Origin of the sequence: Actinoplanes sp. NPDC023801, assembly GCF_040639655.1 — a bacterium.
Taxonomy (GTDB): Bacteria; Actinomycetota; Actinomycetes; order Mycobacteriales; family Micromonosporaceae; genus Actinoplanes.
This window is the reverse complement of record NZ_JBFAAI010000040.1, coordinates 1-14,000: the sequence shown is the minus strand read 5'-3', so window position 1 is coordinate 14,000 and position 14,000 is coordinate 1. Positions and strand designations below refer to the sequence as shown.

Sequence of the window (14,000 nt, the reverse complement as noted above, 5' to 3'; positions counted from 1 at the left end):
TCAGGCACTGGCGCAAGCGTAGTTGGCCCGCGCCGGTTCCTGTCGCACCGACTGGATCAAACCGAGTGGATCAGACGGTCTGCTTCTCCCGAAGCTCCTTGATCTTCGCCTTCTTACCACGCAGCTCGCGGAGGTAGTAGAGCTTGGCGCGGCGGACGTCACCACGGGTGACAACTTCGATCCGGTCGATCGCCGGGCTGTTGAGCGGGTAGGTCCGCTCGACGCCGACCCCGAAGCTGATCTTGCGGACCTTGAAGGTCTCCCGCAGGCCAGCACCCTGGCGGGCGATCACGACGCCCTGGAAGACCTGGACACGGGACCGGTTACCTTCGACGACCCGGGCGTGCACCTTGAGCGTGTCACCGGCCCGGAAGTCCGGAAGGTCGGTGCGCACCGACTGGGCGTCAAGAGCGTCCAGCGTGTTCATCGCTGCATCCTCGTACTCTGTGGCGTGCCGGGAGTTCGGCGCGCGGATGGGTGATTCTGACCCTCCACCAGTTCAGAGGGCCCTCGTCCCGTTCCTGCGGCGCAGGACTGAGACGGCAACCCCCCTACTCTGCCACACGCGGGGCCGGGAGCTGCAATCCGGCCTCGGTCAGCGCTTTCCGATCCTTCTTGTCGAGCTGCTCCGGCGGGTAGGCGGCGTACATGTCGGGGCGGCGGTCGGCGGTGCGCAACAGACTCTGCTCACGACGCCACCGGGCGATCCGGCCGTGATCACCGGACCGCAGCACGTCCGGGACCTCACGGCCGCGCCACGACTGCGGCTTGGTGTAGACCGGGGCCTCGAGCAGACCCGCCGCGTGCGACTCCTCGGTGAGCGACTCGGCGTTGCCGAGCACCCCGGGCAGCAGCCGGGTGACCGCCTCCATGATCACGATGACCGCGACCTCACCGCCGAACAGCACATAGTCACCGAGGGAGACCTCGAGCACCGGCATCCGGTCGGCGGCGTCGTCGATCACCCGCTGATCGATGCCCTCATAGCGGCCACAGGCGAAGACCAGGTGGTCGAGCGCGGCGAGCCGGGCGGCCTCCGCCTGGGTGAAGGGCCTTCCGACCGGCGACGGTACGACCAGAGTCGCCCCCGGCGAAGCGACCGCGTCCAGCGCCTGCCCCCAGGGCTCCGGGCGCATCACCATGCCCGGACCTCCGCCGTACGGGCTGTCGTCCACCGTCCGGTGCACGTCATAGGTCCAGGTACGCAGATCGTGCACGGTGAGATCGAGTGTCCCGGCGGTCCGCGCCTTGCCGATCAGCGACAGCTCGAGCGGCGCGAAGTAGTCCGGGAAGATCGAGATGATGTCGACCTTCACAGGAGAGCCTTCACAGGTCGAGGAGGCCTTCCGGGAGGTCGACGACGATCCGGCCGCCACGCAGGTCCACGATCGGGACGATCGCGATGACGAACGGGATCAGGGCGGTGCCGCCGCCCTTCTTCGCGAGCACGATCAGATCCGAGGCCGGAGCGTGCTCGATCCGCTGGACCGTGCCGTGCTCGGTGCCGTCCGCCGACTCCACGCGCAGCCCGACGAGCTGGTGGTCGTGGAATTCCTCGGGATCGTCCGGTGGCGTCAGCTCGGAGCTGTCCACCTGGAGGAACACGCCCTTCAACGCCTCGGCGACGTTGCGGTCGTGGATGCCCTCGAAGACGGCGATGCCGCGGCCCTGATGCCAGCGGATCGACTCGAGGACGAGTTCTTTCGGGACTTCGAATTTCTCAGAGCCAGGGAGGCCGGCACCGGGAGCGGCCGCCGGGCCGGCGCTCACCCGGCGGTCCCTGGGGACCTCCGTGATGAACACCGACCCGGCGGTGAAGCGTTCCTCGGGCTCGTCGGTCCGCACGACCACCGTGACTTCGCCCCGGATGCCGTGCGGTTTACCGATCTGGCCGACGACGAGCAGCATCGATCAGTACGCGTCGACGATGTCGACCCGGATGCCACGACCGCCGATCGACCCGATCACCTGACGCAGGGCCTTGGCCGTACGACCGCCGCGCCCGATGACCGTTCCCAGGTCCTCCGGGTGCACACGGACCTCGAGCCGCTTGCCGCGGCGCGAGTCGACCAGACGAACCCGGACGTCGTCCGGGTTGTCGACGATGCCCTTGACGAGGTGCTCCAGCGCGGGCCGGAGCGCCCCGTCAGCTCGCGTCGGCGCCGGCACCGGCCGGGTCCTGTGCAGTCTCGGCGACAGCCTCGCGGTTCGGCTCGGCCGGGTCGGCGGGCTTGGTGTCGGCCGGGCGTGCCTCGGCGACCTCCGGAGCGGCGGCCTTCTTGGCCGACTTGCTCTGGGTGGCCGGCTTGGTGGTCTCGGTCAGACCGGCGGCAGCCTTGGCCTCGGCCTCGTAGACCTCGGCCTTGCTCTGCTTGCTCGGCGCGACCAGCAGCGGCGGCGGGGCCGGCAGACCCTTGAACTTCTGCCAGTCGCCGGTCTTCTCCAGGATGCGCTGCACCGGCTCGGACGGCTGGGCGCCGACGGACAGCCAGTACTGAACGCGCTCGGACTTCACCTCGATGACCGAGGGGTGTTCCTTCGGCTGGTAGATGCCGATGTACTCGATGGCGCGGCCGTCGCGCTTGGTGCGCGAGTCGGCGACGACGATGCGGTACTGCGGGTTGCGGATCTTGCCCATCCGCAGGAGCCGGATCTTAACGGCCACGGTGTATTCGCTCCTGATGACTGCGTGGTTGAGCCGAACGGGACCCGCGTGGGGATTGCGGGGCCGATGCCTCATGGACTGGCGTCGCGATCAGGGGTTAGAGGGCGCCTGACGCGTGCCGGATACCAACAAATCATTCTGCCAGACGAGCAGCCGACTCTCCCAACCGGGCCACCACCGGCCGATCCCAGCCCGGCGGCAGCTCGGTGGGAGTGGGCCAGGACGGATCGGGACGGAAGTCGGTCCAGGTGCCGTCGAAGGGGAACTCCCCCGCCTCGATCCGGGCGATCACCCGCCGGCCCTCGGCCCGTACCGCCGCCTCGTCCGGCACCCAGTAGAGGTCCGGGTAGCCCAGGCGCTCGGCGAAGTCGTCCTCGTCCTTCCAGCGCCAGCCGCGGCCGGCGTCCACCACGACGTCGAGGTCCTGGTCGATCACGTCGATCCCGGCGGTGTCCCCGTCGTCCCAGCGGACCGCGGACTCCTCCAGGTTCACGTACCACCCGGTGAACTCGCCATCGTCGTCCCGGAAGAACCAGACCGAGTGGTTCTCGCCGGGCGGGAAGAACCGCAGCACCCCCGGCCCACACCACTGCGCGATCCGGGGCGCCCGGTCGGCCGCCATCCACTCCCGGAACGGCAGATCCCGTGGGAAACGGCCGTCCAGCGTCGTCTCCACGGCGATCGTCGAACCGCGGGCCACCCAGATGAGCAGCCCACGGTCGTCGTCCGAGATCACCCGGCCGGGATGCACGAAGGCGATCCGGCCGTGGTGGGTGTCCCGGTGCAGGATCAGGCGACCCGGTTCGAAACTCATCCGAGCGCTCAGTAGGAACGGCCCAGGTAGGCGATCAGGTCCGGCTCCTCGTCCGACTCCGGCATCGAACCGTCCGCGCGGGTCAGGCAGCGGACCGTGACGGCCTTGCCGTTCGCCTCCTTCTCGCCGGCCTCGCCGACCGCCGACCACGGCACCCGGGCCCAGCCGGTCTGCGACGCCTCGATCGCCTCGCCCAGCGTCTTCACGTCGACGGTGTGCTCCTCGCGGAAGGCCAGGGCGTCGTCGTAGAGGCGCTGCTGGTCGGCCTTGAGCGCGGCCACCACCGCGTTCGTCACCTCGGCCAGCGGGGTCGGCGACTTGGTGCCGTCGATCCGGCGGGCCACCACGGCGTTGCCGTTCGCCAGGTCGCGCGGGCCGACCTCGAGCCGGATCGGGATGCCCTGCAGTTCCGCGTCGACCGCGCGACGGCCGAAGGGGATGTCCGCCCGGTCGTCGAGCTTCACCCGTACGCCCGCGGCCTTGAGGTCCTTGAAGAGCTGGTCCGCCGCCTCGGTGACACCCTCGCCCGCCTTGACCACCATGATCTGCACCTGGATCGGCGCCAGCAGCGGCGGAAGCCGCAGGCCGTTGTCGTCGCCGTGCACCATGATCAGACCGCCGACCATCCGGGTCGACGTGCCCCATGAGGTGGTCCAGGCGTGCTCGACGGTGCGCTCCGCCGACGAGTAGGTGATGTCGAACGCCTTCGCGAAGTTCTGCCCGAGCTCGTGCGAGGTGCCCATCTGCAGCGCCTTGCCGTCGCGCATCATGGCCTCGACGGTCATCGTGTTGGTGGCACCGGCGAACCGCTCGCCCCGGGTCTTGCGGCCGGGAACCACCGGGATGGCCAGCATCTCCTCCATGAACGCCTGGTAGACGTTGCGGTGGATGTCACGGGCGTGCTCACGGGCGTCGGCCTCGGTCGCGTGCGCGGTGTGACCCTCCTGCCAGAGGAACTCGGTGGTCCGCAGGAAGGTCCGCGGGCGCAGCTCCCACCGGACCACGTTGGCCCACTGGTTGAGCAGCAGGGGCAGGTCGCGGTACGAGTCGACCCACTTGGCCATGAACTCGCCGATCACCGTCTCGCTGGTGGGGCGCACGACCAGGGGCTCGGCCAGCTCCTTGCCGCCGGCGTGGGTGACCACGGCCAGCTCCGGGGAGAAGCCCTCCACGTGGTCGGCCTCGCGGCGCAGATAGTTCTCCGGGATGAAGAGCGGGAAGTAGGCGTTCTGGACGCCCTGCTCCTTGATGCGGGCGTCCATGTCGGCCTGCATGCGCTCCCAGATGGCGTAGCCGACCGGCCGGATCACCATCGTGCCGCGCACCGGGCCGTTGTCGGCGAGCTGCGCCTTGGCGATGAGGTCCTGGTACCAGCGGGGGAAGTCCTCCGCACGGGGAGTGAGCACGCGAGCCATGAGGAAGCATCGTAGTCGCGCCCCGGGTGCAACCTGCCGGGTGGGCATCCCGTGTCCCTCATCGGAGAAGGACGGGGTGGCGGATGGATTTCGACGGCTTCTACCGGGACACCTCCCGGCGGCTGCTGCGCTATGCGTACGGCCTGACCGGGGATCCCGGCGAGGCGCAGGACCTGGTGCAGGAGGCCTACGCACGAGCCTGGCAGCGGTGGCGGCGGCTCTCCGGGTACGACGACCCGGAGGCGTGGCTGCGCGTCGTGGTGAACCGGCTGTCCGCGGACCGCTGGCGACGGCTGGGCGTACGCCGGGCACGGGCCGCCGCAGAGCCGCCGCTCCCGGTGGTCGGCCCGCCGTCGGACGACGTGGTGCTGTTGGTCCGGGCGATGCGTGAGCTCCCGGACAAGCTGCGCCGCGCGCTGGCCCTGCACTACCTGCTGGATCGGTCGATAGCCGAGATAGCCGTCGAGACCGGCGCCTCTCAGAACACCGTCAAATCCTGGCTCTTCCGGGGCCGCACGATGCTCGCCGCGGCCCTCGAGGACACCTCTGTCATGGCGCAGGAAGGAGCTCGCCGTGCCCGCTGACCTGGATGAACTGTTCACCGCGCTGGGCCGGCAGGCCGACGCGATCCCGCTGCGGGGCGCCGAAGGCGCCCGGCAGCGGGGCCGGCAGCGGCGGACCCGCAGCCGCGCCGCACTGACCGCCGCCGCGGTGCTGCTGGTCCTCACCGGAACCGGGATCGCGATCAGGCGGGAGCAACCGGATCCCGAGCCGATCCTGCCGGCCACCACACCGGCCCGGATCCGCGGACTGGCGCCGGTCGGCGAGCCGCTCCGGATCGGTGACGGCCGGATCTGGAACAACGCGCGGATCTCCGGGGACCGGGTGATCGGCTTCTCCGCCGACGGCAACGGCGGGCACGACACCGTCGCCGTGGACGCCCGGACCGGGAGGACGCTCTGGCGGATCACCGGCCGGGAAAGCTTCTTCCGTGGGGTCGCCACCACGCCCCGCGCGGTGATCCTGCTGCGGGAGCTGGAGCAGCACTCCGAGGCGCTGGACGAGCCGGTCGACCGGCTCCTGCTGTTCCACGACCCGGCCACCGGCGCGAAACGCTGGGAACTGCGGCACACCGACCGCGACCAGCTCGTGCTGCATCAGGACGTGCTGGTCCGGCTGGTCGACGACACCCGCGCGATCGAGGGGTACGACCTGGCCGGTGGACGGAAGCTCTGGACAGTTCCGGCCGGGGCGGGCCGGCCGGAACTGATCAGCGGTATGCGGGTCGAGTCGGACGGCAGCGAGGATCAGAGAGGAACCACCTCGGCCCTCTGGAGCCCGGACGTGGCCAAGGCCTTCCCGTTCACCGACGACCGGCTGGTCGACCTGAGCGAGTACGGCCGGATCACGGTCCGGGACATCCGTACCGGCAAGGTCCGGTCGGTCGCGCGAGGCCGTGCGGGCGCGGAGGAGTTGCTCGCCTATGAGGGAAAGATCTACGCCACCGTGCGCATCGGCGGTGTTCTCAGCATCACCACTCCCGACAATGTCGTCTACCAGCGCGAGATCCCCTGGGAGAACGGGCCTTCCCTGCCCTGCGGACCCGATCGCCTCTGCGTCCCCGAGATGCGCGAACTGACCTCGGAGAAACGGGAGGGCAGGCTGCTCATGATCAACACAAGGACCGGGAAAGTGATCCGGACGACCCGGGCGGTGCCACGGTTCGGCAACGACTCGATACGTCTCGGCCACATCCTGACCAGCGGCACCGGACTCAAGGGCACCACGCTGTACGACGAGAACGGGCAGGCCCGGTACTCCGACAACGGGATCGGCGGGTTCGCCGACGACGGCAACGCGCTGACCCTGACCCAGGACGCCGGGGACCGCCGGTACACCGTCCGCGGCGTCTCGAACGTCGACTACCGGAAGGTGACGCTCGGCGTCATCCCGGAGGTCTCCGGCCGGTGCGACTGGAACGAGGACGTCCTCACCTGCCCGGCCGGCCGGGAGTTGTGGATCTGGCGTCTCACCCGCTGACGGTCACCTGATCACGGCGCCCCGCAGGACGATGCGGCGGGGCGCCCGGACCACCCGGAGGTCGGCGCGCGGGTCGGTGTCGTAGACCACCAGGTCGGCGAGTCCGCCCTCGACCAGGCCGGGGAACCCGAGCCACTCGCGGGCCTTCCACGAGGCGGCGGCCAGCACGTCGATCGCCGGGATGCCGGCCTCGTGCAGGTAGAGCATCTCCTCGGCGGCCAGGCCGTGCCGGATGCCGCCGCCCGCGTCGGTACCGACGTAGATCGGCACGCCGGCCTCGTGGGCGGCCAGCACCACGGACGGGAACCGGTCGCGCAGGGCGATCATGTGGTCGGCGTAGCCTTCGAACTTGCCCCGCGCGTTGTCGGCGATCTTCCCGAAGGTCCGGATGTTGATCATCGTGGGAACCAGTGCGGTCCGCCGCCGCGCCATCTCGTCGATCAGGTCGAGGGTGAGCCCGGTGCCGTGCTCCACCGAGTCGACGCCGGCCCTCACCATGATCTCCACACCCTCCTCGGAGAAGGTGTGCACCGCGGCGCGGGCGCCGGCGGCGTGCGCGGCCTCGACAGCGGCGGCCATGGTGGCGGCGTCCCAGCTCGGGGCGAGATCGCCGACGGTCCGGTCGATCCAGTCGCCGACCAGCTTCACCCAGCCGGTGCCGGCCTTCGCCTGCGCGGTCACGGCGGCGGCCACCTCGTCGCCGGCCACCTCGACGCCGATGTCCCGCAGATAGCGTCTCGGCGCCGCGACGTGCCGTCCGGCGCGGGCCAGGCGGGGCACTCCGGCTTCGTCGTCCAATTCGGGGTACGGGAAGGGCGATCCCGCGTCACGCAGAGCCAGAACACCCGCGTCCCGGTCGATCACGGCCAGCTCACGGGCCTGGTCGACGCTCTCGATCGGCTTGGCCCCGAACGCGATACCGAGGTGGCAGTGCGCGTCGACGAGCCCCGGCAGGATGAACCCGCCGTCGCTGATGGTCTCCGCACCGGCCACCGGCTCGAAGGTGACCCGATCGCCGACCAGCCAAAGGTCCCGGACCTCGCCGTCCGGCAGAACCGTCCCACGCACATGAAACGCCATGGGATAAGTCCTACCGGATCAAGCGTCCTCCCGCGCAGCGAGGTACTTGTCACGCAGGGCGGTCAGCGCCGGCAGATCGATGGTGATCGGATACGGCACATCGGTGCTGAACACCTTGCTGGTGCCGGCCACCCGCTCGTACTGCCCGGCCTCGTTCCGTTCGAAAACCGTCATCAGCATGTCGCCGTCCACTGTCGGATCGACAACCCAATAGCTGCTGACACCCGCTGCCGCGTAGATCTCGACCTTCGCGTTCATGTCCCGGAAGTGCGATGTCGGCGAGACCACCTCCATCACGAGCAGCGCGCCGTCAATCGGAACCGGTGTACGGAACATGTAACGCTCGTGCACCACAACGACATCCGGCCGCGGCTCGTTGCGACGGTCGATTTCAAGGGACAGGTCGGGGACCGACACATAACCAGTGGGGCAGTTGGGCTCCAGAGCCAGCGCGAGCTTCGCGCTGAGAATCTGATGGAAGCCGGTGGGGGACGGCAAGATCAGCCTTCCGTCGATCAACTCGTAACGGAGTCCCTCGGGAAGGCTGTCCAGGTCGTCGGTGGTCCAGTCCTGCTTCTTGAACAGGTCGGGAAGATGCGGGGCCATAGTCATGGGCTGCTCCTCAGGGGGTGTCATCAGACTACCTGAACCATGACTATGACCGCCAATCGTTTCAGCGCTCGTTCGTGTCGTCCTTCGGCTTGCTCAGCTTGTTGAAGTCGAGCTTCGGCAGCTTGAAACCGCCGGGCGCACCGCCGAGCGCACCCGGGTCCAGGCCCGGCGGGAGCTGCGGCATGCCGCCGCCCGGGAAGCCACCCGGGAACCCGGCCGGCATGCCACCGGGACGCCCGCCGACGCGGGGCCGGTTGCCGCCCTTGGTGCCCTTGCGCTTGTTCTTCGAGCTCTTCGTCGCGCTGCGGCGGCCACCCGGCAGGCCCATCATGCCGCTCATCTGCTTCATCATCTTCTGCGCGTCGGTGAAGCGGTTGAGCAGCTGGTTGACGTCCATGACGGTGACGCCCGAGCCGTTCGCGATGCGCAGGCGGCGCGAGCCGTTGATGATCTTCGGATTGGTGCGCTCACCCGGGGTCATCGAGCGGATGATCGCGGTGACCCGGTCGAAGTGACTGTCGTCGAGCTCGTCGAGCTGGCCCTTGAGCTGACCCATGCCGGGCATCATGCCGAGGATGTTGGCGATCGGGCCCATCTTGCGGACCGCGATCAGCTGGTCCAGGAAGTCCTCCAGCGTGAACTGCTCACCACCGAGCAGCTTGCTGGCCATCTTCTCCTTCTGGTCCTCGTCGAAGGCCTGCTCGGCCTGCTCGATGAGGGTCAGGAGGTCGCCCATGTCGAGGATCCGGCCGGCCATCCGGTCGGGGTGGAAGACGTCGAAGTCCTCCATCTTCTCGCCGGTGGAGGCGAAGAGGATGGGCTGGCCCGTGACGTGCCGGACGGAGAGCGCGGCACCACCGCGGGCGTCGCCGTCGAGCTTGGACAGGACCACACCGGTGATACCGACGCCGTCCCGGAAGGCCTCGGCGGTGCGCACCGCGTCCTGGCCGACCATGGCGTCGATGACGAAGATGACCTCGTCCGGGTCGACCGCGTCACGGATGTCGGCGGCCTGCTGCATCATCTCGGCGTCGATGCCGAGACGGCCGGCGGTGTCGACGATGACGATGTCCTTCGCCGCCCGCTTGGCGTGCTCGATCGAGTCACGGGCGACCTGGACCGGGTTGCCGACGCCGTTGCCCGGCTGCGGGGCGTAGACGTCGACCCCGACGCGCTGGCCGAGCACCTGCAGCTGGTTGACCGCGTTGGGACGCTGCAGGTCACAGGCGACCAGCAACGGCTGGTGACCCTGGTTCTTGAGCCAGCGGGAGAGCTTGCCGGCCAGCGTGGTCTTACCGGAGCCCTGGAGGCCGGCCAGCATGATGACGGTGGGCGGCTGCTTGGCGAACTGCAGCCGCCGCCCCTCGCCGCCGAGGATCTGGATGAGCTCCTCGTTGACGATCTTGATGATCTGCTGGGCCGGGTTCAGGGCCTGGGAGACCTCGGCGCCGCGCGCCCGCTCCTTCAGGCTGGCGATGAACGCCTTGACCACCGGCAGCGCGACATCGGCCTCCAGCAGCGCGAGACGGATCTCGCGCGCGGTGGCGTCGATGTCGGCATCAGTGAGCTTGCCCTTGCCGCGGAGCTTGCCGAAGATCCCGGAGAGGCGGTCACTCAAGGTGTCAAACACGGTGAGACTTCCCGTTGGTCGTAAAGGTTGGCGTCGACCGCAAGCCTAGCCGTACCGCCGCATCCTCACCGGTTCCGCATGCGGTAGGTCCGGGCCGCGGCCTCGATGCGCCGCTGGGTGCGGGTGCCGGGGGCGAGCGAACGCTTCACCCTCGAGTAGACGTAGGCGCCGCCGCCGAGCACCAGTGCACCCACGAGCAAGTAGTAGAGCAACGGGCCGAGGATCGAGCTGGCCAGCCAGCCGACCGCCGCCAGTGCCACCAGGATTGCGATTGCCTTGCCCATCGCCGGCCTCCTGCCGTCGTCGCGTCGTCGCGTCTTCCACCATGCCCTTCCCGCGCAACGGGCCGCATCGGCCGAGACCCTTAGCCGTTCCCTTAAGGGTGAAGCGGGCACGACCGGGCACGCCGACCCCGCCGAAGTCCTATAACCCACTTAATGGGGATATAGACCGCAACTTCCCTCTCAGCCCCGGCGTTGAACCCTCGGCGGATGTGCGGCGAAAGGACGACGGCGTGACCCTGCGGCAGGTCCTGCGGCTGGCCCCCTGGCCGGTCCGACGGCGGATCTTCGAGACGGTCGAGGCGCGTGTCCTGCCCCGCGTCGCCCCCGAACGAAGACTCGGGATCGCCCGCACCCTGATGCCTCTCGCCACGACCCGGCCCGGCCGTACCGAAGCCGCCACCCGGCGCGTACGCACCCCGGCCGGGACCCTGACCGCCCGCGTCGACCCGGCCGCCTCACCCGCCGAGATCCGCCGCCACAACCTGGACCGGGTGGTCCGGGCCCTCGACGAGGCCGGTGTCGACTGGTTCCGGGTGCCCACCCGCAGCGCGACCCGCACCGCCGTGGCCGTCCGCGAGTCCGCCCGCGCCGGCGTCCTGCGCCTGCTCCGCGACCTGATCGCCGGCGACCACGGCTCGTTGCTGGTGGTTCGGCCCGGAACCCGCCGCCGCGACCCCGCGGTGGTCGGCGTCTGCTGGCCGGTCACCGACCCGGACGGGCTGCTGTTGCTCGGCCACGACCTGGCGTGCGAGATCGAGTTCTGGCGTGAGCAGGGCGAACGCCTGATGTCGCCGCGCCGCAACCCGGTGGCCGACACGATCGCCGCCGACGAGCCGGTCACCATGTCGCCGGAACCGGTGTTCGGGGCGTTCAGTGCACCGGACGACACCACCGCGTACCGCACCCGGCGGATCTTCACGACCGTGGACCCGGACCGGATCGACTTCCCGATCGACGTCGTCTACACCTGGGTGGACGGCGCCGACCCGGAATGGCAGCGCCGCAAGGCCCACGCCCTGACCGAGAACTCCTGGGTCGGCGACGTCAGCGCACAGGCCGCCAACGACTCGCGGTACGCCAGCCGCGACGAACTGCGCTACTCACTGCGCGCGCTGCACTGCTTCGCCCCCTGGGTACGCCGGGTGTTCCTGGTCACCGACGGCCAGGTGCCGTCCTGGCTGGACATGGCGCATCCGCGGCTCACCGTGGTCACCCACCGGGAGATCTTCGGTGACACCGGACGGCTGCCGACCTTCAACTCGCAGGCCATCGAGTCGCGGCTGCACCGCATCCCCGGACTGGCCGAGCACTTCCTGTACCTCAACGACGACGTCATCCTGGGCCGGCCGGTCACCCCCGACCTGTTCTTCACCGCGGGCGGGCTGACCAAGTTCTTCGCCTCGGCCGCCCGGGTCGACACCGCACCCCGCGGACCCGCCGACCGGCCCGCCGACTCGGCCGCCAAGAACAACCGGCGGCTCATCCAGGAAACGTTCGGCCGGATGCTCACCCGCAAGATGATGCACACCCCGCACCCGTCGCGGCGCAGCGTCATCGCCGAGATCGAGGAGCGGTTCGCCGAACAGGTGACGGCCACGGCCGGGCACCAGTTCCGGCATCCGGACGACATCTCGCTGCTGTCGTCCCTGCAGCAGTACTACGCGTACCTCACCGGCAAGGCCGCCCCGGGCCGGATCCGCTACCTCTACACCGACCTGGCCAGCCCGGCGACACCGCTGCGGCTGGCCCGGCTCCTGCGCGGCCGCAACGTCGACGCGTTCTGCCTCAACGACGTGGACGTGCACAGCGCCGCCGTCGCCGATCAGGAGGCCCTGGTCGCCGAGTTCCTTCCGGCCTATCTGCCGTTCACCTGCCCGTACGAGCTGCAGCACCGGAACGTCCGCACGATCGCGGCGCCCCGGAAGCCGAACCCCGGCCGGGACGACCGGCCGGTCCCGCCGGACGTGGCCCTCCCGCCCGTCGCCTGACCTGTTGTGAAGAGGAGACTCCCTTGAGCTACGACGTCGCCATCCTGGGCCTGGGGTACGTCGGCCTGCCACTGGCGCAACAGGCCATCCGGGCCGGCATGTCGGTCCTCGGTTTCGACATCGACGAGAACGTGGTCCGCTCACTCGGCGACGGCCGTTCCCACGTCGACGACCTGAGCGACGCCGACGTGGAGAAGATGCTGGCCGGCGGTTTCCTGCCCACCTCCGACGAAACCCTGATCGGGCAGGCGCGGACCGCGGTCATCTGTGTACCGACCCCGCTCGCCGAGGGCGACGGCCCGGACCTGCGGGCCGTTCTCGGCGCCACCTCGGCGATCGGCCGCAATCTGCGGCCCGGCATGCTGGTCGTGCTCGAGTCCACCACCTATCCGGGCACCACCGACGAGGAGGTCCGGCCCCGTCTCGAGCAGCTCTCCGGGCTCACCGCGGGCATCGACTTCCACCTCGCCTTCTCCCCGGAACGGATCGACCCCGGCAACGAGGTGTTCGGCGCGCACAACACCCCGAAGGTCGTCGGCGGCTACACCCCGGCGTGCACCGACCGGGCCGAGACGTTCTACAGCCGGTTCGTCGAGACGGTCGTGCGAACCCGATCGACCCGGGAGGCGGAGACCGCGAAACTGCTCGAGAACACGTACCGCCACGTCAACATCGCCCTGGTCAACGAGATGGCGCGGTTCTGCCACGAGCTCGACATCGACCTGTGGGACGTGATCCACGCGGCGTCCACCAAGCCGTTCGGCTTCCAGGCGTTCTACCCCGGGCCCGGCGTCGGCGGTCACTGCATCCCGATCGACCCGAACTACCTGTCCCACAACGTGCGCAGCAAGCTCGGCTATCCGTTCCGGTTCGTCGAGCTGGCCCAGGAGATCAACACCACGATGCCGGCGTACGTGGCACGCCGCGCCCAGAATCTGCTCAACGCCGACGGTCAGGCCGTCCGTGGTGCGACCGTCCTGCTGCTCGGCATCACCTACAAGGCCAACATCGCCGACCAGCGCGAGTCCCCCGCCGCGCCGCTGGCCCGCCACCTCGCCGCCCTCGGCGCGACCGTCGCCTACCACGACCCGCACGTGACGACCTGGGACCTCGACGGTGTACCGGTCTCCCGTACCGACGACCTCGAGGGCGCGGCGGCCGCTGCCGACCTGGTCATCCTCGTCCAGAACCACCGCGAGTACGACCCGGACAGCCTGGCCCGCATCGCGAAGCGGTTCTTCGACACCCGCGGCGTGACGACCGTCCGTGAGGCGCACCGCCTCTAGGTCGTACGGTCCACGCAGGACCTCCACGACATCCGGCTCCGCTCTCGGCACGGCCGGGCCGGACACCCGCCACACAAAAGGCGCGTCAAACCCCGCGTGGCGGTGGGGGGGGGGCGGGGGGACGGGGGGGGGGGGGGGGGGGCCGGGGGGGGCCCCCCCCCCCCGCCGCGGGCCAGCCCGGGGGGC

Annotated in this window: 15 protein-coding genes; 4 read left to right on the top strand and 11 right to left on the bottom strand. The window is 69.9% G+C overall.

The genetic code is table 11. The features are described 5' to 3' along the window. Nucleotides 1-70: 70 nt before the first annotated feature. The 7 genes from rplS to proS form a co-directional block, all read right to left on the bottom strand. Nucleotides 71-427, bottom strand: a complete 357-nt coding sequence (gene rplS, locus AB0G04_RS40360; RefSeq protein WP_360994736.1) for a 50S ribosomal protein L19 — start codon at nucleotides 425-427, stop codon at nucleotides 71-73. Nucleotides 428-551: 124 nt separating this feature from the next. Continuing rightward, entirely contained in the window at nucleotides 552-1,316 is a 765-nt protein-coding gene (gene trmD, locus AB0G04_RS40355) for a tRNA (guanosine(37)-N1)-methyltransferase TrmD (protein WP_360994733.1), read from the bottom strand. A gap of 10 nt (nucleotides 1,317-1,326) precedes the next feature. Continuing rightward, entirely contained in the window at nucleotides 1,327-1,905 is a 579-nt protein-coding gene (gene rimM / locus AB0G04_RS40350; protein WP_360994916.1) for a ribosome maturation factor RimM, read from the bottom strand. A gap of 6 nt (nucleotides 1,906-1,911) precedes the next feature. Continuing rightward, the gene (locus AB0G04_RS40345) at nucleotides 1,912-2,169 is read right to left on the bottom strand and encodes an RNA-binding protein (protein WP_014447131.1); all 258 of its coding nucleotides are present in this window, start codon (nucleotides 2,167-2,169) and stop codon (nucleotides 1,912-1,914) included. Then, nucleotides 2,147-2,665: a 30S ribosomal protein S16 gene (rpsP, locus tag AB0G04_RS40340; protein WP_360994731.1), complete on the bottom strand. Its 519-nt coding sequence runs from the start codon at nucleotides 2,663-2,665 to the stop codon at nucleotides 2,147-2,149. The genes AB0G04_RS40345 and rpsP overlap by 23 nt, the downstream gene beginning before the upstream one ends. 133 nt (nucleotides 2,666-2,798) lie before the next feature. Continuing rightward, nucleotides 2,799-3,479 (bottom strand): DUF402 domain-containing protein, encoded by a 681-nt coding sequence (locus tag AB0G04_RS40335; RefSeq protein WP_360994728.1) that lies wholly within the window; start codon nucleotides 3,477-3,479, stop codon nucleotides 2,799-2,801. 8 nt (nucleotides 3,480-3,487) lie between these two features. Next, complete coding sequence (gene proS / locus AB0G04_RS40330) at nucleotides 3,488-4,894, bottom strand: proline--tRNA ligase (protein ID WP_360994725.1); 1,407 nt, start codon at nucleotides 4,892-4,894, stop codon at nucleotides 3,488-3,490. 83 nt (nucleotides 4,895-4,977) lie between these two features. Between proS and AB0G04_RS40325 the strand changes: the two genes are divergently transcribed. Beyond that, nucleotides 4,978-5,478, top strand: a complete 501-nt coding sequence (locus tag AB0G04_RS40325) for a SigE family RNA polymerase sigma factor (protein ID WP_360994723.1) — start codon at nucleotides 4,978-4,980, stop codon at nucleotides 5,476-5,478. Continuing rightward, a complete protein-coding gene (locus AB0G04_RS40320) occupies nucleotides 5,468-6,934 on the top strand; it encodes a PQQ-binding-like beta-propeller repeat protein (protein WP_360994720.1) in 1,467 nt (488 codons plus the stop codon). The genes AB0G04_RS40325 and AB0G04_RS40320 overlap by 11 nt, the downstream gene beginning before the upstream one ends. 3 nt (nucleotides 6,935-6,937) lie before the next feature. Here the strand turns inward: AB0G04_RS40320 and AB0G04_RS40315 are convergent, their stop codons facing one another. From AB0G04_RS40315 to AB0G04_RS40300, 4 genes are all read right to left on the bottom strand, one after another. Beyond that, entirely contained in the window at nucleotides 6,938-8,014 is a 1,077-nt protein-coding gene (locus AB0G04_RS40315) for an amidohydrolase family protein (RefSeq protein ID WP_360994717.1), read from the bottom strand. Between the two features lie 18 nt (nucleotides 8,015-8,032). Beyond that, nucleotides 8,033-8,626, bottom strand: a complete 594-nt coding sequence (locus tag AB0G04_RS40310; protein ID WP_360994714.1) for a Uma2 family endonuclease — start codon at nucleotides 8,624-8,626, stop codon at nucleotides 8,033-8,035. Between the two features lie 61 nt (nucleotides 8,627-8,687). Further along, nucleotides 8,688-10,256, bottom strand: coding sequence for a signal recognition particle protein (ffh, locus tag AB0G04_RS40305; protein ID WP_360994712.1), 1,569 nt, complete (start codon nucleotides 10,254-10,256; stop codon nucleotides 8,688-8,690). Between the two features lie 65 nt (nucleotides 10,257-10,321). Further along, nucleotides 10,322-10,540, bottom strand: coding sequence for a hypothetical protein (locus AB0G04_RS40300; protein ID WP_360994709.1), 219 nt, complete (start codon nucleotides 10,538-10,540; stop codon nucleotides 10,322-10,324). 230 nt (nucleotides 10,541-10,770) lie between these two features. On the opposite strand from AB0G04_RS40300, the gene AB0G04_RS40295 reads away from it, so the two are divergent. Together AB0G04_RS40295 and AB0G04_RS40290 are read left to right on the top strand one after the other, a co-directional pair. Further along, the gene (locus tag AB0G04_RS40295) at nucleotides 10,771-12,528 is read left to right on the top strand and encodes a stealth family protein (RefSeq protein ID WP_360994706.1); all 1,758 of its coding nucleotides are present in this window, start codon (nucleotides 10,771-10,773) and stop codon (nucleotides 12,526-12,528) included. Between the two features lie 23 nt (nucleotides 12,529-12,551). Then, entirely contained in the window at nucleotides 12,552-13,814 is a 1,263-nt protein-coding gene (locus tag AB0G04_RS40290; RefSeq protein WP_360994703.1) for a nucleotide sugar dehydrogenase, read from the top strand. The last annotated feature ends 186 nt before the right edge of the window (nucleotides 13,815-14,000 follow it).